General features: G+C 69.3%; 28 protein-coding genes. 18 read left to right on the top strand and 10 right to left on the bottom strand.

All coding sequences use genetic code 11. The annotated features are described in order from the left end of the window. Positions 1-418: 418 nt before the first annotated feature. Positions 419-817, bottom strand: a complete 399-nt coding sequence (locus HDA39_RS34335; protein WP_184802344.1) for a cupin domain-containing protein — start codon at positions 815-817, stop codon at positions 419-421. Between the two features lie 79 nt (positions 818-896). Beyond that, on the bottom strand, positions 897-1,640 hold the full coding sequence (locus HDA39_RS34330; RefSeq protein WP_184802342.1) for an SDR family oxidoreductase: 744 nt from the start codon (positions 1,638-1,640) through the stop codon (positions 897-899). A 111-nt stretch (positions 1,641-1,751) separates the two neighbouring features. Here HDA39_RS34330 and HDA39_RS34325 point away from each other — a divergent pair, with 111 nt between their 5' ends. The 5 genes from HDA39_RS34325 (at position 1,752) to HDA39_RS34305 (ending at position 5,624) form a co-directional block, all read left to right on the top strand. Beyond that, positions 1,752-2,348, top strand: coding sequence for a TetR family transcriptional regulator (locus HDA39_RS34325; protein WP_184802340.1), 597 nt, complete (start codon positions 1,752-1,754; stop codon positions 2,346-2,348). Positions 2,349-2,447: 99 nt separating this feature from the next. Beyond that, complete coding sequence (locus HDA39_RS34320) at positions 2,448-2,606, top strand: hypothetical protein (RefSeq protein ID WP_184802338.1); 159 nt, start codon at positions 2,448-2,450, stop codon at positions 2,604-2,606. 28 nt (positions 2,607-2,634) lie between these two features. Beyond that, positions 2,635-3,663 (top strand): ArsR family transcriptional regulator, encoded by a 1,029-nt coding sequence (locus tag HDA39_RS43935; protein ID WP_184802336.1) that lies wholly within the window; start codon positions 2,635-2,637, stop codon positions 3,661-3,663. Between the two features lie 111 nt (positions 3,664-3,774). Continuing rightward, entirely contained in the window at positions 3,775-4,971 is a 1,197-nt protein-coding gene (locus HDA39_RS34310; protein ID WP_184802334.1) for a histidine kinase, read from the top strand. Next, positions 4,968-5,624 (top strand): response regulator transcription factor, encoded by a 657-nt coding sequence (locus HDA39_RS34305; RefSeq protein WP_184802332.1) that lies wholly within the window; start codon positions 4,968-4,970, stop codon positions 5,622-5,624. Before HDA39_RS34310 ends, HDA39_RS34305 begins: the two co-directional genes overlap by 4 nt. Here HDA39_RS34305 and HDA39_RS34300 read toward each other — a convergent pair. Continuing rightward, entirely contained in the window at positions 5,621-6,772 is a 1,152-nt protein-coding gene (locus HDA39_RS34300; protein WP_184802330.1) for an FAD-dependent monooxygenase, read from the bottom strand. The two genes, HDA39_RS34305 and HDA39_RS34300, sit on opposite strands and share 4 nt — an antisense overlap. Then, positions 6,769-8,151 (bottom strand): MFS transporter, encoded by a 1,383-nt coding sequence (locus HDA39_RS34295; protein ID WP_184802328.1) that lies wholly within the window; start codon positions 8,149-8,151, stop codon positions 6,769-6,771. The genes HDA39_RS34300 and HDA39_RS34295 overlap by 4 nt, the downstream gene beginning before the upstream one ends. Before the next feature lie 375 nt (positions 8,152-8,526). Here HDA39_RS34295 and abc-f point away from each other — a divergent pair, with 375 nt between their 5' ends. Genes abc-f through HDA39_RS34275 form a run of 4 tightly spaced genes read left to right on the top strand, consistent with a single transcriptional unit; the run spans position 8,527 to position 12,797 of the window. Next, complete coding sequence (gene abc-f, locus HDA39_RS34290) at positions 8,527-10,149, top strand: ribosomal protection-like ABC-F family protein (protein WP_184802326.1); 1,623 nt, start codon at positions 8,527-8,529, stop codon at positions 10,147-10,149. A 40-nt stretch (positions 10,150-10,189) separates the two neighbouring features. Beyond that, on the top strand, positions 10,190-11,023 hold the full coding sequence (locus HDA39_RS34285) for a hypothetical protein (RefSeq protein WP_184802324.1): 834 nt from the start codon (positions 10,190-10,192) through the stop codon (positions 11,021-11,023). 14 nt (positions 11,024-11,037) lie between these two features. Further along, complete coding sequence (locus HDA39_RS34280) at positions 11,038-11,949, top strand: ABC transporter ATP-binding protein (RefSeq protein ID WP_337926017.1); 912 nt, start codon at positions 11,038-11,040, stop codon at positions 11,947-11,949. After that, positions 11,946-12,797: an ABC transporter permease gene (locus HDA39_RS34275; protein ID WP_184802322.1), complete on the top strand. Its 852-nt coding sequence runs from the start codon at positions 11,946-11,948 to the stop codon at positions 12,795-12,797. Before HDA39_RS34280 ends, HDA39_RS34275 begins: the two co-directional genes overlap by 4 nt. Before the next feature lie 39 nt (positions 12,798-12,836). Here HDA39_RS34275 and HDA39_RS34270 read toward each other — a convergent pair whose 3' ends face one another. After that, positions 12,837-14,675 carry a ricin-type beta-trefoil lectin domain protein gene (locus HDA39_RS34270; RefSeq protein ID WP_184802320.1) on the bottom strand — a complete coding sequence of 613 codons (1,839 nt, stop codon included), beginning with the start codon at positions 14,673-14,675 and terminating at the stop codon, positions 12,837-12,839. Between the two features lie 152 nt (positions 14,676-14,827). Here HDA39_RS34270 and HDA39_RS34265 point away from each other — a divergent pair, with 152 nt between their 5' ends. Both HDA39_RS34265 and HDA39_RS34260 read left to right on the top strand, forming a co-directional pair. Continuing rightward, positions 14,828-15,871, top strand: a complete 1,044-nt coding sequence (locus tag HDA39_RS34265) for a LacI family DNA-binding transcriptional regulator (RefSeq protein WP_238356216.1) — start codon at positions 14,828-14,830, stop codon at positions 15,869-15,871. A gap of 59 nt (positions 15,872-15,930) precedes the next feature. After that, positions 15,931-16,467 (top strand): DinB family protein, encoded by a 537-nt coding sequence (locus HDA39_RS34260; RefSeq protein WP_184802318.1) that lies wholly within the window; start codon positions 15,931-15,933, stop codon positions 16,465-16,467. On the opposite strand, the gene HDA39_RS34255 is transcribed toward HDA39_RS34260, so the two are convergent. Further along, a complete protein-coding gene (locus HDA39_RS34255) occupies positions 16,434-16,832 on the bottom strand; it encodes a VOC family protein (RefSeq protein ID WP_184802316.1) in 399 nt (132 codons plus the stop codon). The genes HDA39_RS34260 and HDA39_RS34255 overlap by 34 nt on opposite strands. A gap of 473 nt (positions 16,833-17,305) precedes the next feature. Here HDA39_RS34255 and HDA39_RS34250 point away from each other — a divergent pair, with 473 nt between their 5' ends. The 3 genes from HDA39_RS34250 to HDA39_RS34240 are packed head-to-tail and all read left to right on the top strand — an operon-like array spanning position 17,306 to position 20,174. Then, positions 17,306-18,400, top strand: a complete 1,095-nt coding sequence (locus HDA39_RS34250; RefSeq protein ID WP_184802314.1) for a ThiF family adenylyltransferase — start codon at positions 17,306-17,308, stop codon at positions 18,398-18,400. Beyond that, positions 18,397-19,611 (top strand): PqqD family protein, encoded by a 1,215-nt coding sequence (locus HDA39_RS34245; RefSeq protein ID WP_184802312.1) that lies wholly within the window; start codon positions 18,397-18,399, stop codon positions 19,609-19,611. The genes HDA39_RS34250 and HDA39_RS34245 overlap by 4 nt, the downstream gene beginning before the upstream one ends. Further along, the gene (locus HDA39_RS34240; protein ID WP_184802310.1) at positions 19,608-20,174 is read left to right on the top strand and encodes a DUF3105 domain-containing protein; all 567 of its coding nucleotides are present in this window, start codon (positions 19,608-19,610) and stop codon (positions 20,172-20,174) included. The genes HDA39_RS34245 and HDA39_RS34240 overlap by 4 nt, the downstream gene beginning before the upstream one ends. Here the strand turns inward: HDA39_RS34240 and HDA39_RS34235 are convergent. From HDA39_RS34235 to HDA39_RS34225, 3 genes are read right to left on the bottom strand one after another with little or no spacing between them, the layout of a single operon-like run. Next, positions 20,164-20,415: a VOC family protein gene (locus HDA39_RS34235; protein WP_202893206.1), complete on the bottom strand. Its 252-nt coding sequence runs from the start codon at positions 20,413-20,415 to the stop codon at positions 20,164-20,166. The two genes, HDA39_RS34240 and HDA39_RS34235, sit on opposite strands and share 11 nt — an antisense overlap. 17 nt (positions 20,416-20,432) lie before the next feature. After that, positions 20,433-21,128, bottom strand: a complete 696-nt coding sequence (locus HDA39_RS34230) for an SDR family oxidoreductase (RefSeq protein WP_184802308.1) — start codon at positions 21,126-21,128, stop codon at positions 20,433-20,435. Position 21,129: 1 nt separating this feature from the next. Then, entirely contained in the window at positions 21,130-21,969 is an 840-nt protein-coding gene (locus HDA39_RS34225) for a DUF427 domain-containing protein (protein WP_184802306.1), read from the bottom strand. Between the two features lie 55 nt (positions 21,970-22,024). On the opposite strand from HDA39_RS34225, the gene HDA39_RS34220 reads away from it, so the two are divergent. Genes HDA39_RS34220 through HDA39_RS34205 form a run of 4 tightly spaced genes read left to right on the top strand, consistent with a single transcriptional unit; the run spans position 22,025 to position 25,620 of the window. After that, positions 22,025-22,612 carry a CGNR zinc finger domain-containing protein gene (locus HDA39_RS34220; protein WP_202893205.1) on the top strand — a complete coding sequence of 196 codons (588 nt, stop codon included), beginning with the start codon at positions 22,025-22,027 and terminating at the stop codon, positions 22,610-22,612. Continuing rightward, the gene (locus HDA39_RS34215) at positions 22,609-23,439 is read left to right on the top strand and encodes a pyridoxamine 5'-phosphate oxidase family protein (protein ID WP_337926016.1); all 831 of its coding nucleotides are present in this window, start codon (positions 22,609-22,611) and stop codon (positions 23,437-23,439) included. The genes HDA39_RS34220 and HDA39_RS34215 overlap by 4 nt, the downstream gene beginning before the upstream one ends. Then, positions 23,439-25,103, top strand: coding sequence for an MOSC and FAD-binding oxidoreductase domain-containing protein (locus HDA39_RS34210; RefSeq protein WP_184802302.1), 1,665 nt, complete (start codon positions 23,439-23,441; stop codon positions 25,101-25,103). The genes HDA39_RS34215 and HDA39_RS34210 overlap by 1 nt, the downstream gene beginning before the upstream one ends. 7 nt (positions 25,104-25,110) lie before the next feature. Beyond that, entirely contained in the window at positions 25,111-25,620 is a 510-nt protein-coding gene (locus HDA39_RS34205; protein ID WP_238357177.1) for a tetratricopeptide repeat protein, read from the top strand. On the opposite strand, the gene HDA39_RS34200 is transcribed toward HDA39_RS34205, so the two are convergent. Then, complete coding sequence (locus HDA39_RS34200; RefSeq protein ID WP_184802299.1) at positions 25,612-26,196, bottom strand: dihydrofolate reductase family protein; 585 nt, start codon at positions 26,194-26,196, stop codon at positions 25,612-25,614. The two genes, HDA39_RS34205 and HDA39_RS34200, sit on opposite strands and share 9 nt — an antisense overlap. Positions 26,197-26,236: the final 40 nt, after the last annotated feature.

Raw genomic sequence — 26,236 nt, 5'->3', positions numbered from 1 at the left:
GGCGCCTTCGGCGCGGGCGCCTACTGCGGTCTTGCGATGAGCACCGCTGGCGGCGCGCGGGTCGGCTTACTGAAGCCTCCGTAGTCTGTCGCAACTGCACCGATCGGCTTCCTAGTGGCGTCAATCAGCTGCTCGACAGGCACTTCGCCGAGGTCGACCCGGAGTACAACACCACGACGGATACCTCGGCTACGCAACAGAAGCACATCCTCCCCCTCTTGGGAGAGCAGAAGGTCGTGTCGCTTGACGCTGGCGTCATGGACTCGTTCTATGCCGAGCTGCAGCGCGAGCGACCAATCGCGAGCTGATGACTCAGCTCACCATGCGGTAGCGGCGTCGAAGGTCGTGGCAGCTGCTCGTCGTCGCTTGCCGGTCTCGAAGTGGGCTGATCACAAGGGAGGCTTTGAGAAGTGGTGGTTCATGCGGGGCCGCGACCATATTCGTCGTCGCTCACGGTCTCCCAGAATTCGACGGACCTGCCGTCCTCTTCCTGGACAGCGACACAGGTCATCTCTTCGTGAGGGGTAGCGCCTTCCCAGTGGCGCTGTCCGGGTGCGAACCAGATGAAGTCGCCCGCGTGGACCTCGGCGATGTCTTCGCCCTCGGCTTGGACCCATCCGGTGCCGTCGGTAACGACGATGGTCTGACCGAGTGGGTTGACCTTCCACGGGGTGCGCGCGCCGGGGTGGAACGTCACGCTGGCGCCGGCGAGACGGCTGGGTGCTGCTCGTCGGAAGTATCCGCCGATGCCGACGGTGCCGACAAAGGTGCTCTCTGGTGGCCGGCTCGTCGAAGATCCTTTGCGGTAAAGCTTCATGGTTGCTCCATTCGGTGGTGGTGGAGAGCTACCTGTGCGTGCATCTCGGTCGTGCCTGCCATTGATGAACCAACGCCGGTCAGAGCTGGGATTCGCCTCCGTCCACGACGAGTTCGGCGCCGGTGGTGAAGGTGGCGTCGAACGCCAGGAACGCGACTGCCTTGGCGATCTCGTCCGGCCGGCCCAATCGCAGCATGGGGTTGCTCGCGGTCATTTGCGCGCGGGCCAGGTCAGCGGCGTCCGCGGTCATCGACCGCTCCAGGACGCCGGTATCGATCGAGCCAGGACTGATCGCATTGACGCGGATCTTCCGCGGCAGCAGCTCTCGGGCAAAGCTACGAGTCATCGAGCGCAGTGCCGCCTTGGCGGCTGCGTAGGCACTGAGCGCGGGAGCACCCAAGACGTTCGTCACCGACGTCGTGAGCACCACCGCGCCGCCCTCGCGCAGCAGAGGGGCGAGCTTCTGAACGGTGAAGTACGGCCCTTTGGCATTCATGGTGAACAACTCGTCGTAGAGCGCCTCCGGCATCGATTCGAACGCCTCGAACCGGGCGACGCCGGCGTTGACGAACAGAGCGTCGATCACGCCGAAATCGGCCTGGACGCGCTCGGCCAACTCGCCGATGGCCGGAAGCGAGGTCGCGTCGCTGACCATCGTCAGCACCCGTCCACCCAGTTGGTGACGGGCGGCATCAAGAGTGGCTTCGGTGCGACCGGTGATCAGAACCCGTGCGCCCCGGTCGACCAGCAGTTGCGCGGTGGCCAATCCCATCCCGCTACTGCCGCCGGTGATCACGACGCTTTTTCCGCTGTACATGTTCATGGTGGTTTCGCTTCCCCGTTCGTCGCGAACGTCCCAGCATCAAGCTAGGTTGTTTCAGAGACTGAAGCTATCATGTTATTGCAGTGACTGAAACAACGAGGATGTGATCATGTGCCACGAAGCGGCTTGGCGGCGCGACAGCGACTCCTGCAGGCAGCCCTGGACCTCTTTCAGGAGCATGGCTTCGACCGGACGACGACAGCTCAGATCGCCCGGCGCGCCGGAGTCACTGAGCGGACGTTCTTCCATCACTTCCCCGACAAACGCGAGGTGCTCTTCGGAGGACAGGAGCATCTGCGTGACCTTCTTCGCTCGGCGGTACGGGACGCGCCTGGTGAACTGTCTCCACTTGATGTCCTACTGAAAGCCTTCCAGTCCCTTCACGAAGTGATGGAAGACAGTCGCTCCTACCTGCAACAGCGACAGCAGCTCATTGCCGCCACACCTGCCCTGCGCGAGCGCGAAGTAGCGAAACTCGCCTACCTCGCAGATGAGTTGACCGAAGCCCTGCAAGAGCATGCGATCCCCCACCAGCCGGCGGCGCTGGCAGGCCACACCGCCGCAGCAGCCTTCAACATCGCCGCTTCCGCCTGGCTCGCCGATCCGACCGAACCACTGAACGCGCGACTGGCGAGCGCGTTCGAGGACCTCCGATTCATCTGCACAGAACAGAGATCAAAGGACAGTGAGCGGCCGGCGAATCGGTGACGCCGTCGTACCCGACAATCGCCCGCAACTCCCGGCCGCCCACGCCACGAATCAACGTCGGCCAAGGCCAGTACCTGGCCAATCCTTGTCGGCGGCACCGTGCGCGGGACGTGGACGCTGGATTCCGCGACGGTCACGGTCGCGCTCTTCGAGCGGCTGTTCCGTACGGCGTACGACGCGGTCAGGGCCGAGGCGCAGCACCGCCTGCTGGACTTCGCTGCCCCCGAGCTGGACGATCATGAGGTGGTCATGACTTGACTCATGGTGCGACCGCTGGGGGACTGTGGTGCAGATCAGCCTGGAGATCGACGACCTGACGAATGTCCGGTTGGTGCCGCCCGGGCCCGTGCTCGAGACGGTGTGGGCCGGGCGGACGTTGCGGCCGCATGCGCCGTACGACGCGCAGCGGTGGCAGGTGCAGTGGCGGCAGGGAGTCGCGCCGCGGGTCGCGCGGAACGGGCCGGTGCGGCGGTTGCTCGAGGTCGTGTCGCCGCGGTACGAGATCGTGGATCTGTGTCTGCCGTCGGTCGGGGCCGGGGATCTCGACGACGGGCTGGAGCGCCTCAAGCAGCTCGGGCCGGCGTACTACCGGCTCGAGCTGGGGATGAACGCCGCTGTCAGGCATCTGCCGCGGCACGTGCCGCGGTGGACCGAACGGCTGGCGGAGAAGGATCCGCGGCCGCGCGACGAACTCGTCGACGGCGTACGCCGGTTGCACGAGCTCGGGCTGCGGGACGGCGCTGCCGCGGCGGGTGCGGACGCCGCGCAACGGTTCATCGCGGATCGCACGAAGGACCTGGCCGCCGGTGGACTCAGCCGGATGCTCGACAACCTGCATCCCTGGATCCGTTGGCACGCGCCCGTCCTCACCATCGACGTCCCCGGCGATCCGCCGGTCCACGCGCCGCGGCCCGCGGGCGGGCGCGGGCTCGTCCTCGCGCCGTCGATCTTCGCCACCGGGGTGCAGTACTACTTCGACGGGGCGCAGCGGCTGCCGAGTCTGCTGGTGTTCCCGATCGATCCCTGGACGCCGTACGACCGGCCCGCGCGCCCGAAGCTGGACCAGTTGCTCGGCCGCAAGCGGGCCGCGATGCTCATCGTGCTCGCGAGCGCGGACATGTGTACGTCGGACCTCGCGCGCAGCTGCGGAATCTCCGCGAGCGCGGCCAGCGAGCACGCCCGGGTACTGCGCGAGGCCGGCCTCGTCACCACCGACCGCAGCCGGCGGGCGATGCACAGCATCACCCCCGCCGGCACGACCCTGCTCGGCGACAACGCCCACGCCCAGCTGCCCACTCAGGCCTCAGGCGCCTAAGGCGTGCCTCCAGTTCCTCGCCGTAGCGGGCAGGTGCCGCACCAAGTCCCGCGCACCGTCGGAGCCACGCCCTAGCCCACCACCCCACACGACGCCCGTAGTCTGAGCTGTGTGCTGCTGACCGGGGAGAGCGAGCATCGGCGTACCGCTCTGACCTGGCGGGACGGCATAGTCACGGCGACCGGCTTCGTGCTTTGCCTGCTGGGTGGCGTAGTGCGGGTCGACAACTCGGTCGCGTGGCCGCCGGTGACTGCTTACCTCATCGCCCTGCTGTCCTGCGCCGGATTGCCAATGCGGCATCAAAGGCCGCTCGCCGTCCTCGTCGTCACGACCGTGGGCGGGCTGTTGGTGCCGCCGTTAGGGCTTCTGCTCAACCCGCTCATCGTGGCGCCCGCAGTGATTGCCGCCTACGCCTACTCGCTCGCCACCCTGAGCGAACGGCGCGCCGCGGGTGTGGTGTCGCTGGCCTCCGCGGCCCTACTTGTTGCCTCCACGCCCTTGTCCGGCGGCATTTCGTGGCAGGACGCGAGCCGGATGGGAGCCGTCGCCGCGTTCCCGCTGGTGGCCGGCGTACTGGGTCGGTCGGTGCGGAACCGGCGGGCCTACCTGGCGGCTGTGGAGGAGCGGGCCCAGCGGGCCGAGGAGAGTCGGGACAGTGAAGCGCGGCAGCGCGTCGCCGAGGAGCGGGTGCGGATCGCGCGGGAGCTGCACGACCTCGTGGCGCATCAGATCACCCTCGCCAACGCGCAGGCCACGGTCGCCGATCACCTGTTCGACACCCGGCCGGAGCAGACGCGCAAGAGTCTGAAGGAGCTGGTCGAGACCACCAATCACGCTCTCGACGAGCTGCGGGCGACGGTCGGGCTGTTGCGTCAGACCGGTGACACGGCCGCGGCCGTCGAGCCGGCGCCGGGCTTGTCGCGGCTGCCGGCCTTGCTCGATTCCTTCCGTACGGCGGGTCTCGAGGTGTCGGTGCAGCACGAGGGCACGGCCAGGTCGTTGCCACCGGGCCTCGACCTCACGGCGTACCGCATAGTCCAGGAGGCCCTGACCAACGTGACGAAGCACGCCGGTGCCGCGAGCGCCCAGGTGCTCTTTGCCTGGCAGGGCGATCGCGTGACGATCACCGTCGCCGACAACGGATCACCCCGTACGACGCCCGCCCGCGAACCCGGCTACGGTCTGATCGGCATGCGGGAGCGCGCCACCGCGGTCGGCGGACGCCTCTCCGCGGGCGAGCGGCCGGAAGGCGGCTTCCTCGTCACCGCCGATCTCCCCCTCCCGTCCGCCAAGGAGCCCAAGCCATGACGCTCCGAGTCCTGCTCGCCGACGACCAGGCCCTGCTGCGCGACGCGTTCCGGATCCTGCTCGACAGCGCCGACGACATCGCCGTGGTCGGTGAGGCCGCCGACGGCCGCGAGGCGGTCCGCCTCACCCGGGAACTACGCCCGGACGTGGTGATCATGGACATCCGGATGCCGGAGCTGGACGGCCTCGCGGCCACGGCGGAGATCTGCGCGGACCCTGACCTGAGCGCCAGCCGCATCCTCGTCCTCACCACCTACGAGACCGACGAGTACGTCGCCCAAGCGCTGCGCGCGGGAGCCGGTGGCTTCATCGGCAAGGGCATCGGCGCCGAGGACCTGCTGGACGCCGTACGGACGATCGCCGCCGGCGACACGCTGCTGTCCCCCGCCGCGACCCGCTCCCTGGTCGCCAATTTCCTGGCCACGCCGGACGACGCCCCGCCGCAGCTCCCCGAACTCGACGTCCTCACCCCGCGCGAACGCGAGATGGTCGGCCTGGTCGCGACCGGCCTGTCCAACCAGGAGATCGCCGAGCGGACGTTCCTCAGCCCGTTCACCGTCCGCGCCCACGTACAGCGGGCGATGACGAAGCTGGAGGCCCGCGACCGCGCCCAGCTCGTCGTCATCGCCTACCAGACAGGCCTGGTCCCCTAAGGCAGCGTCAGAGCCGAGTGAGCCGGACGCGGCGGCGGGGGCGGCAGAGTGACCAGGTCGCGCAGCATCGCGTTGCGCCGTTCCAGAGCAGGCACCGTCGTCGGGAACAGCGTCGCCGCACCGCTGTCGACCAGTGCCTGGTTCGCGTCCACGAACCCCCGAAGACCGCGCTCGTACGCCGCAAACGCCGCGCCGTGATCCTGTTGCGTAGCCAGAGCATGAGCGAGCACATACGCCCCCACCAACGCGAGGCTCGAGCCCTGCCCGGTCAGGAACGACGGCGCATACGCCGCGTCGCCGACGAGCGCGACCCGGCCGCTCGACCAGCGCGGCATGCGGATCTGACCGGCCGTATCGACGAACAGGTCGTCCGCGTCGCGCAGCGCGTCGACCATGGCAGGCACCTCCCATCCCGCGTCGGCGAAGGCCTTCGCGACCAGGTCCCGCAGCGCCTCGGGACCGCGGATCGGCGCCTCTGGCTGGTGGAAGTTCAGGAAGGCGTGCAGCTCGTCGTCGTCCCCGACCGCGTAGAGCGCCGCGGCCCGCCCTGGCGTGTTCCACATCAGGAGTTCGTGGGAGAGCCCGAAGGTGTTCGGCATCGTGAAGATGGCGAAGGCGTAGCCGAGGTACCGGTGGAACTGCTGCTCGGGCCCGAACACCGACTCCCGCGTCCGGGAATGCATGCCGTCGGCACCTATCACGAGGTCGAACGTACGCCGATGCCCGCTGTGGAAGGCGATGTCGACCCCTTGGCCGGTCTGGTCGAGCGTGTCGATGGAGTCGCCGAACAGGAACTCCACGTCGTCGCGCACGATGGCGTAGAGCGCCGCCGCGAGATCTCCACGCCGTACTTCGAGGTCGTCGACGCTGCCGGTCACCGCGCTCGGGGTGACCGAAACGAGTTCGCTGCCGTCGGCGTCGAGGAACGTACTGCGCCGCGTGTCGAGGTGCGCGGCCCGCAGTCGCGGCAGGATGCCCATCCGCCGGACCACCTCGATCGCCGTACCGCGGATGTCGATCGGGTAGCCGCCGTCGCGAAGTGAGTCGGCCTTCTCCACCACGGTGACCGCGAACCCGGCCCGGTGCAGCCAGTACGCGAGCGCGGGCCCGGCGATGCTGGCCCCGGAGATCAGAACCTTGCGCGTCATACCCGAGTTCCCTTCTTCGTGAGACGGACGACGATCAAGGACAGGGCGGCGACGGCGCCGGCGACGACGAACCCGGTGACGTAGGCCGACTCGGTCGGTCGATCACCCCCGGCGGCGAGGATCGCGCCGCCGAGCTGGGAGCCCAGGGCTACGCCGATCACGCGCGTCACCACGAGCAGACTCGTGGCGATGCCGGTGTCCTTCGCGTCGACGGTCGTGGCCGTGCCGGCCAGCAGGGCCGTCGTACCGATGCCCGCGGCGAACGCGATCAGTACCTTCGCGACGACCAACTGCCAGGCCTCGGTGTGCCACGAGGCCAGGGCGAACATCGTGGCCGCCGTGACGACGGTGCCCACCACGATCACGGCCCGCGGACCGAACCGCCGGGCCGCGATCCCGCCGACCGAGTCGCTGAGCGCGCCGGCGATGGCGCCGGGCATCAGGAAGAGACCGATGTCGGTGGTGCTGGCGCCGAAGCCGTAGCCGTCGGCCTCGGCCGCGAACAACTGCGGGAGCATCAGGAGGACCATCCCGAGGCTGATCGTGATGACGAGGGTGAGCACGCACGCGTTCCACATCGCGGGCTTGGCCAGCATCCGCAGATCGACCATCGGCGCGACGGCCCGGCGTTCGACGAGGACCCAGCAGGTCGCGAGGGCGGCCACGACGAGCCCGATGCCGGCGATCGCGAGCGGCGGGAGGCCGGCGTTCGTCACCGTCACGAGCCCGAGCATCAGCGCGAGCAACGTGGCGCTCAGCAGTACGACGCCGGGCCAGTCGATCCTGTGGTCCGGCTGGGCCGGCGGGTCCTGCGGCATCAGCCGGGTGACGACCGCCGTCATCGCGATGATCGCGAACGTCGGCAGCGCGAACATCCAGTGCCAGGACAGGCTTTCCGCGATCGGCCCGGCCACCAGCGTTCCGACCATGCCGCCGCCCGTGAACAGCGCGACGACCAGCCCGATCGCGGCCTGGGTCTGTCCGGTCGAGAGGTGCTTGCGCACCAGGATGAACGACAGCGGCAGCGCACCGACCATCACGCCCTGCAGGACCTGGCCGAGCAGCAGCACCGGCAGGTTCGGCGCGACGCTCGCCAGCAGACCGCCGGCCGAGACGACGGTCATCAGCCAGATCAGCACCCGCCGTCCGCCGTACCGGTCGCCGAGCTTGCCCGCGATGGGAGCGACGACCGCGCCGGTGACGAGCAAGGCGTTGGCGACCAGTGCTCCTTCGGCGGGACTCACCCCCAGCTCGCGTTGCAGCAGCGGAACCGCTGGTTCGACCACCGATTGCAGGGCGCCGAGCGCGAGCGCCAAGACGCCCAGGGCACCGATCGACTGCCGCCCGATGCGCGGCGGTGCGGTGAGTAGTGTCGCCACTTGTGGATCACTCCAGAGACCGTCGGGAACGCGTGGGAATCACGCGTCTCCAAGACTTCCGCCCGGCGCCCGGCCACACATCGCCGTCCGCAACCGTTCTCCCCTGGTGCGCCCGGACCAGGGGACGACGCGTCCTGGTGCGTACGCACTACGAGGCCGGACGATAAATGGGGCGCGGCCGAGTCGCCGCGTCGGCTACCGTTTCCGGTATGCACTACTACTACTTCGTCTGATCCCTTCGGGGAGTCGCGGGCTGTCGGCTGTCTTGCCGCGCCCGGGCGGTGTTCGTGGTGCCCTCTTCGTGCGCTGAACCACGCCGCGTCGCGACTCCTCTCTCGGTGTTCATCTGTCGTTGCGACCGAGAAGTGAGATCTGATGAGAGAGACCAGCAATTTCCAAGCCGTGCTCGCCGATGTCGTCCGGGCTCCGGGTGGGCGGACGGTGCTCGACGGGATCAGCCAGTCCGTCGCGCTCGGCGAGCGGATCGGCGTGATCGGCGAGAACGGGTCCGGCAAGTCGACCCTGGTGCGGGTGCTGGCCGGCGTCGACCGGCCGGACAGCGGTCAGGTCCGGATGCAGGTGCCCGGCGGGGTCGGCTACCTGCCGCAGACTCCGGACCTGCCGCCGGGCGACACGGTTCAGGACGCGGTCGACCACGCCCTGGCCGAGCTGCGCGAGCTGGAAGCGAATATGCGGTCCGTCGAGGACGAGCTGGCGGCGACGCCTGCCGACCTCGACGACACCCTGAACCGGTACGGCGAACTGATGGAGGCCTTCGAGGCCCGCGACGGCTACGCCGCCGACGCGCGGGTCGAAGCGGCCCTGCACGGCCTGGGCCTCGCCGCCATCAATCGTGACCGCCTGCTCGGATCCCTGTCCGGCGGCGAACAGTGCCGACTCGGTCTGGCCTGCATCCTGGCCGCCTCGCCGCAACTGCTCCTACTCGACGAACCGACCAACCACCTCGACGCCTCCGCGCTCGAGTGGCTGGAGGAGCGGCTGCGCAACCACCCCGGCAGCCTCGTCGTCGTCTCCCACGACCGGGTCTTCCTCGAGCGGGTGACCACCGCGCTCTGGGAGGTCGACGCCGAGCAGCACACCGTCGTACGGCATGGGAACGGTTACGCCGGCTACCTGCAGGCGCGCCAGACCGCGCGGCTGCGGTGGGAGCAGGACTACGACGAGTGGCTGCAGGAGATGGCCCGGCAGAAGGACCTGGCCCGGAAGGCCGCAACGACACTGGCCTCGGGGCCGCGGCCCGACGCGGAGGCGGCCGGGCGGCACCAACGCAGCGTGGAGAAGCAGATCTCCGCGCGCGTGCGGCAGGCCAAGGAGCGCGTGCGCCGGCTTGAGGACAACCCGGTCCCGAAGCCGCCGGCTCCGATGCGGTTCGTGGTGAAACCCCAGGGCGGCAGCGTCAAGGGGACGCTCGCCGATCTCCACCAGGTCAAGGTCGACGGCCGCCTCGACGTGCGCAGCCTGGAGATCAAGACCGGTGATCGCCTGCACATCGTCGGCCCGAACGGCGCCGGCAAGAGCACGCTGCTGCGCGTCCTGGCCGGGGATCTCGCGCCCGACCAAGGCGACGTACGCCGACCGGCCCGGATCGGATGGCTCCCGCAACAGACGGAAATCACCAAGCCCGAAGACTCGCTGCTCAAGGCCTACGCCCGAGGTCTCCCCGGTACGCCGGACGAACACCGCGGCGCGCTCCTCGGCCTCGGTCTGTTCCGTCATCACGACCTCCACACCCCGGTCGGCAAGCTGTCGACCGGCCAGCTGCGGCGCCTCGATCTCGCCCGGTTGCTCCACCGCCCGGTCGACCTGATGCTGCTGGACGAACCGACCAACCACCTGTCCCCGGCGCTGGTCGAGGACCTGGAGAACGCGCTGTCCGCCTACCGGGGAGCGCTGATCGTCGTCTCGCACGACCGGATGCTCGCCCGCCGCTTCCAGGGCCGGACGCTGGAACTGCGGGACGGGCAGCTGGCCGCGTAGATCTATTGACATTCGATCGATAGTGAGCGATCTTCAATGCATGGAGACGCTGCCCCGGAGATTGACGACCCTTGTGACGCGGCCGGCGGCCGCCGTACTGGCTGTGGCTGTGGTGATGGCCGGAGCCGGTACGGCGGCCGCGAAGGACTGGCTGCCGATCTTCCAGACCGAGAAGGTCGCGCCGGTGAACCTGAGCGCGGCCGACCTGGTCGCACTGCCGGACCTGCGCGCGTACGGCGACGTCAAGGTGACGGGCGCGGGCGGCGTCCGCGAGGTGAAGGACGCGACTGCCGCAGGGGAGCAGTCGGGTCTGGACGTGCCGGAGGTGAGCAAGCTGCCGAGCGGGGTGACCGGCGAGCCGTCGTACCAGGTGGGCGGGAAGGTGAGCGTGACCTTCACCTACTCGGCGGCGAAAGCATCCGCGGCGCTCGGGAAGAAGTTGCCTCAGGCACCAGCTGGGCTGGACGGTCAGCCGATCCGCCTCGACGCGGGGCCGGGCGTCGGGCAGGTGTGGAAGTCGGCGAGCGGCATGCCGGCCCTGCTGGTCGGTCGCGCGGTCGCGCCGACGGCGCATTCGTCGGGGATCGACTTCGCGACTGCGCGGGACTACCTTCTGTCGTTGCCGGGGATCCCCGCCGATGTCGCGTCGAAGCTCAAGGCCTTCAGCGCGGACGGGTCGACCTTGCCGTTGCCGATCCCGGCCGACCAGGTGACCAGTTCGTCGGCGAAGGTGAACGGGCACGAGGCAACGGTTCTGACCACACGCGACAAGGCGATCGCGGCCGTCGTGTGGGTCTCCGACGGTGTGGTCACCGCGGTGGCCGGCTCGCTGTCCAAGGCTGAGGTTCTAGACGTCGCACGGAGCCTGCGCTGAGCGCCACCGTCGCCGTGGGCAACGATCTCGCGGCGCAGTGCTCCGGGTTGCGGAAGCGGTACGGCAAACGCACGGCCGTCGAAGACGTCTCGCTGGAGGTCGCGCGCGGTGAGATCGTCGGGCTGCTCGGCCCGAACGGCGCCGGCAAGACCACCGTGATCAAGATGCTGCTCGGCCTGGTCCAGCCGGATGCGGGCCAAGCGCAACTGCTCGGCCGCCCGGCTCACGAGCCGGCGGCCCGGGAACGCGTCGGCTACCTGCCGGAGCTCTTCCGCTTCCAGCCCTGGTTGAGTGCCGCCGAAGTGCTGACCCTGCACGTCAAGCTCGCGCGCGCCGACGTGTCCAAGGCCGACCAGCAGAAGTGCCTCGAACTCGTGGGCCTGGGGCAACGATCCGGTGACCGCGTCGGCGGCTTCTCCAAGGGCATGCAGCAAAGGCTCGGGCTCGCGGTCGCCCTGGTCGCCCGGCCGGAGTTCGTGATCCTCGACGAACCGACCAGCGCGCTCGACCCGCTCGGCCGCGCCGACGTCCGTGACATCGTGCTCGAACTGAAGTCGCGCGACGTCGCCGTACTGCTGAACTCGCACCTGATCGGCGAGGTCGAACGGGTCTGCGACCGCGTGGTCATCCTCGACCACGGCACCGTCGCCGCGGCAGGCTCGCTCGCCGAGCTGCTCGGCCAGCGCGAGCTGCGTCTCCACCTGACCGGCGTCACGGCCGAGGCGACGCAGAGGCTGGCCGAAACGACTGTCCTCGACCGCTCCGGCGACTGGATCACCGTCGCTCTCCCGGCCGACGACGACGCCACCGTGCCGACGCTGGTCAGCGACCTGGCGCGCCTGGGCGTCAAGATCCACGCCGTCGAACCGGGCCGCATCACCCTGGAAGAACGGCTCCTCGGCATCCTGCGCAAGGCGGACCAATGACCACAGTCCTCACGATCACCGCCCTGACCCTGCGCGAGGCCTCGCGCCGCCGGGTACTCCTTGCCCTCGGCATCCTCACGGTACTGCTGCTGGCGTTGTCCGGCTGGGGGTTCTCCCGCCTGGCCGCGGAGTCCGGCGGCAATCTCACCTCCGGCGAGGCGCGGCTGACGGCGTCGATCCTGCTCAACCTGGTGATGTTCGGCTTCAGTCTGATCGCCGCGCTGGGCACCGCGTTCCTCACCGGTCCCACGCTGGCCGGCGAGACCGAGTCCGGCATCGCGCTGACCGTTCTCGCCCGACCAGTACGGCGATCCGCCTTTCTCCTCGGCAAGTGGCTCGGACTGGTGGCCTTCGGCAGCGGTTTCGTCGTACTGGCGGGTCTGGCGCAGTGCCTCGTCGTCCTGGTCACGACCGGCTACTGGCCGCCCAACCCCGCCGGCGCGCTGGCGCTCCTCGCCGCTCAGACGACGGTCCTGCTGACGCTGGCGATGCTCCTGTCCACCGCCATCTCCCCGATGGCCTCCGGAGTAGTTGCCGTAGGCCTCTTCGGTACGACGTGGGTCGCGGGCGTGGTCGGTGGCATCGGCGCCTCGCTCGGCAACGACTCGATCGCCCGGATCGGCACGCTGTCCCGCATCTTCCTTCCCACCGACGGCCTCTGGCGCGGGGCGATGCACGCCTTCCAGGACCCGTCGGCCCTGGGCGAGTTCACCGCCGACGAGGGCGCCAACGCCTTCCCGTTCCTCGGCGCCGCTTCGCTGTCGCCGGCCTACCTCGCGTGGGTCGTGCTCTGGGTCGCGATGCTCTGGGGACTCGCCGCGCTGTCCTTCAGTCGCAAGGACCTGTAACGCGGCGGTCCCAGGTGGGGCCGCCGCGTCGTACCGGGGTCAGGCCGGGGTCGTCCAGCGTTGGTTGGCGGCGCCGGTGCAGGTCCAGAGTTGGAGGCGGGTGCCGTCGGCGCTGCTGGCGTTGCGGACGTCGAGGCATTTGCCGCTGCCGACGTTGACCAGCGTGCCGTTCGAGACCGTCCAGCGTTGGTTGGGACCGCCGAAGCAGTCCCAGAGTTGGATCGCGGTGCCGTCGGCCGTGCCGTTGCCGGTGACGTCGAGGCACTTGCCGAGGCCGCGGATCGTGCCGTCGCTGCCGACGGTCCAGCGCTGGTTGGGGCCGGAGGTGCAGGTCCACAGCTGGGGCTGGTTCCCGTTGACGGTCGAGCCGTCGGTGACATCGAGGCACTTACCGCCCAGGCCGGTGATCGCGCCGGTGCCGCCGGTGGGCGGGTTACCGCCGCCCGAGCCCGGCCAGGTGAAGGTCGCCATGGCGCCGCCCGGCAGCTGGTAGCCGAACGTCTGGCCACCGAACGACACCTGGAAGTTCTGGGTGCCGCCACTGTTGATCGCCACCAGGGCGATGGTGCCGTCGGGGTTGCGGAAGGCAACGTTCTGGATCCCGCCCTCGCCGTACCCGGTGGACTCGATCCGGACCGCGCCCGGGCGGACGAACTTGCTCAGGTGTCCCAGCACGTAGTACTCGGCGTTGTAGGCCACAGTGTTGCCGTCGACGGTCGCGACTCCCGTGCAGTTGCCGCAGCTGCCGATGACGGGTCCGTTGGCGTTGTTCAGGGCCATGTTCCAGGTGGTGACGGTGCGGGCCCAGTTCCGGGTCGCTCCGATCGCGAGGTTGATGCCCTGCCAGCGCAGCGAGTCGCGGAAGGTGGCGGCATCGTCGCTCGACTTCGTCCCGGAGCACTCGGTGAAGAAGATCTCCTTGTTCGGCTGGGCGTTGTGGACCGTGGACTGGCCCGACGGGCTGCCGCCGTAGCAGTGCCACGCCGATCCGACGACGTTGTTCCCGGCGCTGTTGTTGACCGTCTGCGCGTACGACGTGTCGTCCCAGTTGTGGTCGTACCCGAGCAGCCGCGCGTCGAGCCCGGCCGCGCGCAGCTTCGGGACCAGGTTGTTGATGATGGTGCTCTGCTGGCCCGCGCTCATCAGCATGCCGGGGTAGCCGGGCGGGGAGAACTTCGGTTCGTTCTGGACGCTCAGGTAGTCGATCGGGACACCGGCCGCCTGGTAGGCCTGGGTGAACTTGGTCAGGTAGTCGGCGTACACCCCGACCTGGTTGTCACTCAGCGAGCCGCCGATCAGGTTGTTGTTGGTCTTCATCCAGGCCGGGGCGCTCCACGGCGAGGCCATCACCGAGATCTCCGGGTTCAGCGAGAGCGCCTGCTTGACCAGCGGCAGGATGTACGACTGGTCGTGCGCGATCGAGAAGCGCGACAGGCTGGGATCGGCGGCGCCGTCGTTGTAGGTGTAGAAGCTGCGGGAGAAGTCGCTGGCACCGATCGGCTGGCGCAGGAAGCTCAGGCCGATCCCGTTGCCGCGGTCGAACAACGCGTTCATCACCTCGTTGCGCCGCGGCGAGTTGAAGATGTTCCAGGCGGCCGCGTCGGTGAACGAGGCACCGAAACCGACCATCGACTGGTACGTCGTGTTCGGGTTGACCGAGATCGTCGGGCCGCTGCCACCGCCCGATCCGAAGCTCACGTCGGCCTGGCGGCCGAGCTGGCTCGAGCGGTTGGCGGTGGTGAGCCAGACGGCGACGTTCGGCGCGGCCGAGGCGGTCTGGACCGGGACCGTCAGGCCGGCGGCCGTCACCGTGACAGCGGCGGCCAGGACGATACCGCGACGGCGTCGAGGGACTCGCGATTTCCAGGATGAAAACATGACTCTTCCTCCGGGGGCGGGCGGGTAGCCGCTGCGAGGACCCACAGCGGCCTGAGGTGTCATGGACTGCGGAACTGAAACATGCTGCAAATTCTGTTCCATCATGAAACAACAGTCGATCGATCGCGTCAACAGTCCGTTAGACTGCGCCGATGAGTGGGCCGCGGGGGCGTCAGGACGCGGCGATGGTCGACCGGCAGCCCCGAGCGACGCTGCGCGACATCGCCGCGGAGACCGGAGTGTCGATCGCCACCGTCTCGCGCGTGCTGAACGACCGCGTCAACGTCGCCCCGAGGACCAGGGATCTCGTCCTGCAGGCCGTCGCGCGACACAACGCGGCCGGCGACGAACCCGCGGAGAGCCCCGGCGCCGTCTACGTCCGCTGCCCGTACCTGCTGACCGACTACTTCGGCCTGATCGTGTCGTCGATCGCGGAGACCCTCGCGCTGCACGGACGCCGCCTGGTGCTCGACGCCGGCGAGTCCGGCCAGGACAACGACGTACTCAGCGGCCTGCCCGGCCAGGACGACGTCGACGGCGCGATCCTCATCCTTCCGCCGGAGTCGTCGCGCGACCTGGTGGCCCTGTCGCGCGCGGGCTTCCCCTTCGTCGTCGTCGATCCCCGCCAGCCACTCCCGCCGGACATCGCGGCAGTCTCCGCCGCGCACGCCTCCGGCGCACATACCGTCGTCGCCCACCTGACCGCCCTGGGCCACCGCGACATCGCCGTGATCGCCGGTCCCGAGGAGTGGCTGGCGACCGACGCCCGGATGGTCGGCCACCGGGCCGCCCTGGCCGCCGCCGAAACCCTCCTGCCGCCGGACCGGGTCCGCTACGTCCACCCCACCATCGAGGACGGCCGCCAGGCCGCCGGCGAACTGCTCGACCAGCGGCCCCGCCCGACCGCGATCGTCTGCTTCAACGACAAAGTTGCCGTAGGCACCTACCACGCCGCCCGCGACCGCGGGCTGACGATCCCCGGCGACCTGTCGGTCACCGGCTTCGACGACATCGACCTCAGCGGCGCCATCGACCCACCCCTCACCACGGTCCGCCAGCCCCTCCAGGAAATGGGCCGAATCGCCGTCACCCAACTGATGCGCGTCCTGAACGGCCACCGCCCCGAGGCCCTCCACCTCGAGCTCGCCACCCAACTGGTCGTCCGCGGCTCCACCGCGGAACCGTCAACGCGCTAGCCCCGTCCTCCGTAACAAAGCGTTTGATCGAACCGCGGCCCCGCCGGGAGACTGCTCCGATGGATTTCGACTGGAACACGGAGATTCGCAAGCAGGTCGAGACGCACTGGACCGCGCAACTGCGTCCCCGGCTGGCCGGGCTCACCGACGACGAGTACTTCTGGGAGCCGGCCCCCGACGCCTGGAACCTACGCGCCGACGGCGAGCGGTTCGTGGCCGACTTCGCCGTGCCGCCGCCTGAGCCGGCGCCCGTCACGACCATCTCCTGGCGGATCGGGCATCTGGTCGTGGTGCTGCTCGGCATGCGCGCGATGCCGCAGTTCGGCGGGGAGCCGGTCGACTTCACGACCTTCCCGTACGCCGGTACGGCGGCCGAAGCGCTCACGCAACTGGACGACGCCTACGCCGCCTGGATGGACGGCGTACGACGCCTCGGCGTCGACGGCCTGACCGAGGACACCGCGACCGAAGGCTGGCCGGTGGTCGCGATCGTGCTGCACGTCCAGCGCGAGCTGCTCCACCACGGGGCCGAGATCGCGCTCCTGCGCGACCTCTACCGGGCTCAGTCCCCGAGCTCCTCGAACAGCGTCAGCTGAATCCCGCCGGGCGTTTCGAGGCGGGCGTTCAGCGAGTTCCACGGCGTACGGGTCGGGGCCGCGATCAACGACGCGCCGGCCTCGGTCAGCGTGCGCGTGGTGCCGGTCGCGTCGGTGACCTGGAGGGCGACCCGGAACTGCCCGGCGACCCGGCGGCCGACCTCGACGCGGTCGATGTAGTCGGCGTGGTTCGGGTCGGTGATCTCCAGGGTCGCCTTGCCCGCCTCGAGGATCGTGACGCTGCCGTCCTCGGACGTGTACGCCTCTCGTTCGGCCAGGCCCAGTACGTCGCGGTAGAACCCCACCGCCTCGGCGTAGTCGGGCGCGGTGACCACCAGCCGCAGTTCCATCACTTCGTCGCTCATACCGCATTCTCACCCCGGAAAGGGCGACCGGACGCGAAATTCACCACCCCGGACCTTGCGCTGGGCAATCACCTGCGGACACCGCTCACGGACGGGAGGACCGGGTGCGCGGAACGTCCCCGATCCCTTGACAGCAAAGGATTACCCGCAAGCGGGCATTTGAACGGTCGCATTGATGCGTTCGCTTGACAACGCTGCGTGAGAACCGGGCCTTGTGCGGCAGGGAAATGCGGTGCTCTCATGACGACGGCACACCGCCACTGCCAATGGGAGGAACGCATCATGGAGAAGAAGACCGACAAGCCCGAGCCGCGCAAGATCATGGTCCGGAAGCTGGAGAAGCTCGAGACCACCGCGATGATCATCGCGGACCCGGGCTGCCGCAACGAGCTCTGCGGCTAGTTCAGCCGGCGGCGGGGCGCGGGCTCATCACCCGTGCCCCGCCGCGCCCGGTCCTGGGGAGGGGGAGGCACGTGGAACGACCGAAGATCAAGGGGATCCACAAGCCGGTCCGGCTGACGCCGACGCTGGTGAACATCGGGGGACGCCAAGTCGGCATCGGGGCCGAGATCGACGACGAGGACGGCGCCCTGTGGACGTTGCTCGGGCTGATGGACGGGACCCGTGACCGCACCGGGATCGTCGCCGAGCTGGTCGAGCGCACGACGCTGACCGCCGACGAGGCGGCCGACATGCTGGAGACGATCATCGCGGCCGGGTACGTCGAGGACGCGGCCGCGCCACCGCCGCCGGAGCTCGGCCCGGACGAGCTGGACCGCTACGACCGCGCCTTCAACTACTACGCCTGGGTCGACCTGACCCCGCGTCCTTCCCGGTACGCCGTACAGGCCCAGCTCAAGCGCAGCCGCGTCGTCGTGCTGGGCCTCGGTGGTACCGGATCCGCCGTCGCGTCGTCTCTTGTAGCGGCGGGTGTCGGATCCGTGCACTGCGTCGACTTCGACGTCGTCGAGGCCGGGAACCTCACCCGCCAACTGCTCTACACCGAGGACGATCTCGGCAGGCCGAAGGTCCCGACCGCCGTCACCCGCCTCGGCGCGATCAACGCGCACGTCGAGGTCACCGGCGAGGAGACCCGCGTCGGGAGCACCGACGACGTCGCCCGGCTGATGCGCGACCGCGACCTGCTGGTGCTCTGCGCCGACCAGCCGATGGACAAGATCCGCGACTGGACCAACGAGGCCGCGCTGCGCACCAACACCCCCTGGATGATCGCCCAGTACGCCGGTCCGATGGCCGTCGTCGGCCTCTTCGTCCCCGGCCGGACCTGCTGCCAAGCCTGCCTGCCAAGCGTCAAGGACCGTCTCGTCGACAAGCACGGCGAAGAGCCCGAAGAGCTGTTCCCGTTCCAGGGCCACGCCGTGATCGCCCCGACCGCGAACCTGACCGGCCACCTCGCCGCGCTCGACGCGATCTACCACCTCGGCGGCATCCCGCCGAGCACGCTGGGCCGGATGTTCCACCTCAGCCTGACCGACCTGACCTACCACTACGCCGTGCGCCCGACGCCCGGCGAGAAGTGCGGGACCTGCGGCTGGGTCGGCCAGTGAGCGAGGACGTGACCACGCGGCCCGCGGGGATCGCGAACGACAGCCGGCTCACGGTCGACCACCTGGTCGTCCGGCGCGAGGACGAGGACGAGTACGTCGTCGGCGATCCGGCCACCGGCACGTTCGTCGTCGTACCGGAAGTCGGCGCGCGACTCGTCGAGCTGTTCGCCCAGGGCCGGACCGTCGCCGAGGCCGGCGAGGAGGTCGAACGCGAGACCGGCGAACCGATCGACGCGCTCGACTTCGCCGAGGTGCTGCTGGACGCCGGCATCGTCACGACCGAGCCTCGGAGCTCCGCCAAGCACTGGTCCGTGTCCCGCATCCAGGCGCGGATAGTCCGCCCACTCTTCACGCCGTTCGCCTGGGTCCTGTACGCCGGGTGCCTGGTCGCCGCGCTGGTGATGTTCGTCGTCGAGCCGTCGCTGCGGCCGACGTACGAGGACACGTTCATCTTCCCCGACATCGTGCTCAGCCTGCTGGTGACCAACCTGGTCGTCGTCGTCCTGACGATCGTGCACGAGATGTGGCACGCGTTCGCCGGGGCAGCCGTCGGGGTCCCGTCGCGGCTGCGCGTCGAGCGCCGCGGGATCTTCCCCGTCCTGGAGACGGACCTCACCGGCCTGTGGGCGTTGCCGCCCGCGAAACGGTACGGGCCTTTTCTGGCGGGGATGGCGATCGACAGCGTGATCCTGTTCGCCGCCGTTGCGCCGCGGTACGCCTGGTCGCGCGGCTGGATCGACCTGCCGCCCGGCCTGATTCGGCTGCTCGCGATGGTCGTGCTCAGCCAGATCGCCAAGCTGGCGTTCCAGACGCTCGCCTACCTGCGGACCGACATGTACTTGGTGATGGCAACGGCCACGGGCTGCGGCAACCTGCACCAGGTCACGCGGCTCTCGCTGAAGAAGCTGATCCGGCGGCTCAAGCCCGAGGAGCAGGTGATCCTCAGGGACGCCAGCCCGAAGGATTTGCGCGTCGCCCGCTGGTACCGGCTGCTCTACCTGACCGGCTTCTCCTGGATGTTGTGGTTCGCGTGGCACTTCTTGTTGCCGAGCGCAAAGGTCACCTTCGGCTGGGCGTTCGGCGTACTGGTCGGTGCGCCGTTCGCGAGCCTCTACTGGTGGGAGGGCGTCGTGCTGCTGCTGTTCACCTCGGTCAACGTGTTCCTCCCGCTCTGGGTCGTCGTACGCAACCGGCGGCAGGCCGCCCGATGAAGCGCAAGTACGGCGTCGTGGTCGGCATCCTGGTCACCACGCTGTCGGTCCTCACGATGTCGAGCTTCGCGTTCGGCGTCCTGCTCGGCCAGTTCGGCGACAAGCAGGCCCTGCCGTGCAACGAGGTCCCCGGTACGCCGCAACCCTTCGAGGGCAACCGCCACATCGCCTACCAAGGCGCTCCCCACGACCCCTACAAGACCCTGCCCCCGACCTCCGGCCCGCACTCGCCGCGTGTTGTCATCCCCGGCATCTACCGTTCGCCGATCGCGCCCGAACTCCAGGTCCACATCCTCGAGCACGGCCACGTCCTGCTCCAGTACGCCGACGACGTCTCGCCCGCCGACGTCGAACGCTTGGAGTCCATCGGCCGCCGCTACCCGCGCGACGTGGTCGTTGCCCCGTACCCCGAGATCGGCCACGGCATCGCCCTCACCGGCTGGCAACGCCTGCAGCTCCTGGACTCCTTCGACCCGGCCAAGGTGGAGGCCTTCGCCACCAAGGTCCCCACCCGCTACAACCACCAGTGGCGCGACGGAGCCACTGACTGCGTCAGCGAGTAGGGCGCCACGGGAGGTGCTGGAGGGTCCAGGTGTTGCCGTCGGGGTCGGCGAAGTAGGCGAACTGGACGCCGCGGACGTCCTCGACTGGCTCAACGTCGATGCCGTTGGCAATCAACCGGTTGCGTTCGGCCTCGATGTCGGCCACGACCAGGTGGAGGCCGCGCAACGACCCGGGCTCCATGTCGAGCTTGGGGGATTCGAACTGGAGGTAGCCGGGAGTGACCGGCGGATCGGTGGGCATGGCTGTTCTCCTGAGAGCTAGACGAGGGCTTCGCCGCCGTCGACCGGGAGGGTGTGGCCGGTGACGAAGGTGTTGGTAAGGGCGAACAGGACCGCGGCGGCGATGTCGTCGGCGGTGCCGATGCGGCCCGCGGGGCTCGTGCCCTCTCGACTCGCGAACAGGGCGGCCTTCTTCTCGGTGCCGAGGCCGTCGTACGCGCCGGTGTCGATGGTGCCGGGTGAGATCGCGGTGACGCGGATCGGCGCGAGCTCGACGGCGAGCGAGCGGACGACGACGTCGACCGCGCCGTTCGTGGCGCCGACCGCGAGCATGCCGGGCATCGGCTTCTGCGCGGACTGGCCGGAGAAGAAGACGAACGACCCGTCGGCCGGCATCAGCGGTGCGAAGTGCTTGGCGAGCAGGATCGGGCCGGTCACCTTCGTGGCGAAGGACAACGCGATCGTCTCCGGCTGCAGGTCGGCGAGCGCCCCACGAGCGCGAGCCGACGCGGTCGAGACCACGTGGTCGACCGTGCCGAGCGACGCGGCCAGCGCGGCGATCGAGGACTCGTCGGTCAGATCGACCTGGGCTCGTTCGACGGAATCGATGCTGCCGTCCAACGTGCGGCCGGCGAGGATCACCTCAGCCCCTGCGGCGACCAACGCCTGAACAGTCGCAAGAGCGATGCCGCTCGGGCGGCCGATCACGAGAACTGTGCGGGTCTGAAGAGTCATCTCAGTGCTTCCCATCGGTGATGTCGCGGTCGATACCGTGCGGACGAACCTGCTGGCCGGGCTCGAGGTGCAACTGGACGCCGTCCAGGAAGACCTCGACCTTGTCGGCCTCGAACGAGACGAGATCGCGGACCCGGCCGACCTCGTCGTACGCGTCCTCGTACGACCACGCGGCGCGCTCGGCGCCCTCGATGTCGTAGTAGGAAGCCATGCCCTTGTACGGGCAGAACGTCTGTCCTTCGACCGCCTTCAGCACGCCGTCCACGATGTCCTCGCGCGCCACGTACCAGCGCGGCGCGAAGCCCGACTCGTACAGCACGACCGGACGATCCGTCGTCGCGACGACGTGGTCGCCGACGCGCACCTCCAGCCGGCGTGACGTGTTCCGGATGTCGATCCGGTGGTACTGGTCCGCCGCGTGCCCGAGGATCCGCTCGTCCTCCTCGTAGAACGCATCCATCGCCCGCCACGCGAACGCGACCCGGCCGGTCAGTTCGTCGGCGTACGCCGGGAGGTCGACGTGCTGCCACGCGGCGCGGTCGGTCGTGCCGACCGTGTACCACGTGGTCGTGCCCAGATCGCGATGCTGCGTCTGGCGCGGAGCCTCGGTCAGCACCTCGGCGTCGACGTCCGCGAGTGGGAAGTAGGCGACCGGGTAGCGGCCGGGCTCGTGCAGCAGGATCACGTTCTCGCTGTCGGCGATCCACTCACCGGCGAACTGAACGCGCATCCGGCGGCGCAGGCGTTCGGCGTACAGGAGTCGTTCGGGGAGTGGTTCGGGGGTGAGGAAGCGGCCGACCGCGCCGCCGCCGAGCGGGCCTTGTTGCCAGGACAGTCCCATCAGAAGTTCCTTCCTAATGTTGAAATTTAGAGATAAGTATTAGTACGATGGTCGCATGAACACAAGGCCTAATGTCAACGAGCTGCTGGAAGCAGGCTTCGGCATGGGTGGCGAGCGACTGGCCGCTCTGGATCTGGTCGACACGGAGATGCTCGTGCCGGACCCGGCGATCGACCTGCTGGCGCCCGACGGGCAGTTCGGCAAGTGGTGGACGATGCAGGCCGGTCGCCTTCCCGAAGGCCCGGTCCCGGACGCCGCGGCGACCCGGCGGGTCCGGGCGGCGGTGCGCGAGGTGCTCGACGCGCACCTGACCGGCCGGCAACCGCGGGCGACCGCGATCGAGGACCTGAACGCGGCGTCGGCCTCGGCGCCGCAGAGTGTTCGGCTGGGCGCGGACGGGCAGCTCGAGGTGCGCTTCCACCCGGAGTACGGCGGCAACGCCAAGCTGGCGTCGATCGCCCGCGAGACGATCGAGTTGCTGGCCGACGCCGAGCAGTTGGCCCTCCTGCGCCGCTGCGCGAACCCCGAATGCTCGATGTTGTTCCTCGCGGAGCACAAGCGCCGCCAGTGGTGCGTCGGATCGATCTGCGGCAACCGCACCCGCGTCGCGCGGCACTACGAGAAGACCAGGAAGCAGTCGTGAAGACCATCGGCTTCCACGACGGTGAACTGGCCGTCCAGCGCAAGGCCGGAGTCGAGTACGACGCGTCCCGCCTGGAAGGCATGCTGCGTCCGCCTCTGCTCGACGGCGGCGCGGCGAAGTTCCTGGCCCAGCGCGAGTTCGCCGTGATCACCGCGCGCGACACCGACGGACGCCTGTGGACCTCGCCGCTGCACGGGCCGAGAGGCTTCCTCGACGCGAGCGGTACGGCGCTGACCGTGCACGCGGCGCCGCCTGCCGGCGACCCGCTGCACCTGATGCCGGCCGACCAGTCCGCCGGGCTGATCGTGATCGAGTTCGCGATCCGCCGCCGCTTCCGCGTGAACGGCACGCTGACCGTCAGTACGGCGGACACGCTGGAGCTGACCGCCGACCAGGCCTACGGCAACTGCCCGCAGTACATCCATCCCAGGCCGTTGCCGCCAGCAACTGTTGCCCCGGCGATCCAGGTCGCGGACGGTCTGCTCGGGCGCGAGCTGATCGAGCGGTCCGACACCTTCTTCCTCGGGACGACGCACGCCGAGCGCGGCGCCGACAGCTCACACAAGGGCGGCACGGTGCACCTGGACGGCGACGAGTTGTGGTGGGCCGACCAGCCGGGCAACAACATGTTCAACAGCCTCGGCAACCTGGCGATCGACCCGACGGCGTCGCTGCTCTTCGTCGACTTCGCGACCGGGGCCTCGCTGCACCTGTCCGGGACGGCATCGATCGACTGGGACGCCCCCACCGAGACCGGTCGCGCCGTTCGCTTCGTGACGGACAGGTCGGTGCTGACCGGGTCCGTCGTGACCGCTGGAGGATCGTGATGGCAACGCTCGTCTCACTCAACGTGGGGATGCCGAAGAACGTCGAGTGGCAGGGCAAGACCGTCTGGACCGGTGTCTGGAAGTCGGCCGTCGAGGGCCCGCGGATGGTCCGCCGGCTGAACGTCGACGGCGACGGCCAGGGCGATCTCGGCGGCCACGGCGGCGAGATCCGCGCCGTACTGGCCTACCAGGTCGACTCGTACCGGCACTGGCAGGAGCACTTCGGCCGCGACGACTTCGCGTACGGCGCCTTCGGGGAGAACTTCACCGTCGACGGGCTGCCCGACCACGAGGTCTGCATCGGCGACCGGTACCGGATCGGCACGGCGGAGTTCGAGGTCACGCAGCCGCGCGTCACGTGCTACCGCGTGGGGATGCGGATGGGCGAGCCCGAGCTCCCGTCGTTGCTGGTCGGGCATCGCCGGCCGGGCTTCTACCTGCGCGTGATCACCGAGGGCATGGTCGAGGCCGGCGACGAGATCGTCCGGACACGGGTCGGCCCCGAGGCCCTGACGGTCGCGGACGTCGATGGCCTGCTGTACCTGCCGAACCGCGACGAGGAGAAGCTCCGCGCGACACTGCGGATCCCGGCGCTGAGCCCCGGCTGGCAGCAGTCCTTCCGCGAACTGGTGGACAAGACCGACGAAGCGAGCGGCGAGGCGGCTGCGGACGGTGTGGCCCGACCTGGCTGGACCGGCTTCCGCCCGCTCGAGGTCCAACAAGTAGTGCGCGAAAATCAGTCTGTCGTCTCCGTCCTGCTCAGCGGCGACAACCTCCCGCCGTACCAAGCCGGCCAGTACCTGACCGTCCGAGTCCCAGGCCCGGCCGTGCGGAGCTACTCGTTGTCCTCAGCACCCGGCGGTACGGCGTACCGCATCAGCGTGAAACGCGACGGCCTCGCCAGCAGCTACATCCACGAGCAACTGACCGCGGGAATGACGCTCGACGTGGCGGCGCCGCGCGGCGACTTCGTGCTCGAGGACGACGACGGCCCGGTTCTGCTGGTCTCCGGCGGCATCGGGATCACCCCGGTGCTGGCGATGCTGCACACCCTCGCGACTGACGGGAAGGCCCGCCCGGTCTGGTGGATCCACGTGACCCGCGACCCCGCGTTCACCAGCGAGGTCGACGGCCTGCTGGACGCGCTCCCCGAGATGCACCGGTACGTCTACACCCACGGCCGCCCGACGCCCGACGAGCTGCGCGCGCTCGGCATACCGAAGGACGCGACGGCGTACATCTGCGGTCCGGCCGCGTTCATGGACGACCTCCGCGAACTCCTCGCCGACTCGGGCATCGCGCCCGACCACATCCACACCGAGCTGTTCGGCACGCTGCCGCCGATCAACCCGGGCCTGATCGGACAGACCGTCGTACCGCCACACGCTCCCGCCGGCGAGCCAGGGACCGGCCCGCTGATCACCTTCGCCCGCAGCGGGTTGTCGGTGCCCTGGTCCGAGCAGTACGGCTCGCTGCTGGAGCTGGCCGAGGCGTGCGACGTACCGGCACGCTGGTCGTGCCGGACCGGCGTCTGCCACACCTGCGTGACCGATCTGGTCGCAGGCGACGTCGCCTACTCCCCCGACCCGCTGGAGCCGGCAGCCCCCGGCCAGGTGCTCCCGTGCTGTGCCCGACCGGCCGACGACGTGGTGATCGACCTGTAGGGGCATGATGGTTGCCGTGAGTAAAGAGCTGACGCCGGAGCTGGCGGCGACCATCGAGCAAGCGTTCGCACGGCGGAACCGGGCGAACATGGCACCGACGATCGCGTTCTTCGAGGACCTGCTGCGCGAGCACCCGAACAACCCGTACGTGCTGTACGAGGTCGGCGGGTCGTACGACACCGACGGCCAGGAGGAGCGCGCGATCGTGTACTACGAACGCGCGCTGCCCGGCCTGACCGGCGACACCTTACGCCGCTGCCTGCTGCAGTACGGCAGCACCCTGCGCAACCTCGGCCGGTTCGACGAGTCGCTGGAGGTCTTCACCAAGGCCTGCCAGGAGTTCCCGGAGTCGGACTCGCTGCGGGTCTTCAAGGCCCTCACGCTCCACGCGGCCGGCCGCAAGGACAAGGCGCTCGCCTCGCTCCTGCTGGTGATCGCCGACCGCGTCGACACCGCGGAGATCAAGCGGTACGAGGCCGCCATCCGCGGCAATGCGGACTATCTGTCCTCACACTGACCGGTAGTGCAGCCCGACCGCGCCGTGCTCGAGCGCGGTCGTCTCGGCCAGCGCCCAGCGCGACTCCGGCAGTCCTTCGCCGAACAGCCGCAGCCCCCCACCGACCATCGCCGGCACGATCGCGAACCGGAGGTCGTCGACCAGGTCGGCGGCCAGCAGCTGCTGGATGATGCTGACGCTGTTGACGATCATGATGTCGCCACCGTCCTGGGCCTTCAGCTCGCGGACCGTGCCCTCCAGGTCGTCGGAGATCCGCGAGTTGTTCCACTCCGCCTTCTCCAGCGTCCGTGAGAAGGCGATCTTCTCCACGTCGTTCAGCCACCGGCCGATGGCCCGGGTCCGTTCGTCGGTCTGCGGATCGGCGGTGATCCCGGGCCAGACACTGTGGAAGCCGACGTAGTTCGTCCGCCCGAGCAGGGCCGTGGTGGCCCCACGCCAGACCGACTCGAAGTAGGCCAGCGTCTGCGGTTTCATCGCGTGCTCGTACAGCCAGGAATCGTGCTGGGGACCGTTCGGCCCACTGGTGTACCCGTCCAGGGAGACACTCGTCCAGGCGACCACTCTGCGTTGTGTCATATTCTCTGTCATACCGGGTACGTCGGAACCACGCCAGCGT

The sequence above is a fragment of the Kribbella italica genome (assembly GCF_014205135.1).
Taxonomy (GTDB): Bacteria; Actinomycetota; Actinomycetes; order Propionibacteriales; family Kribbellaceae; genus Kribbella; species Kribbella italica.
Note: the sequence above shows the minus strand (reverse complement) of the source record. Positions and strands in the feature narration are given on the sequence as shown.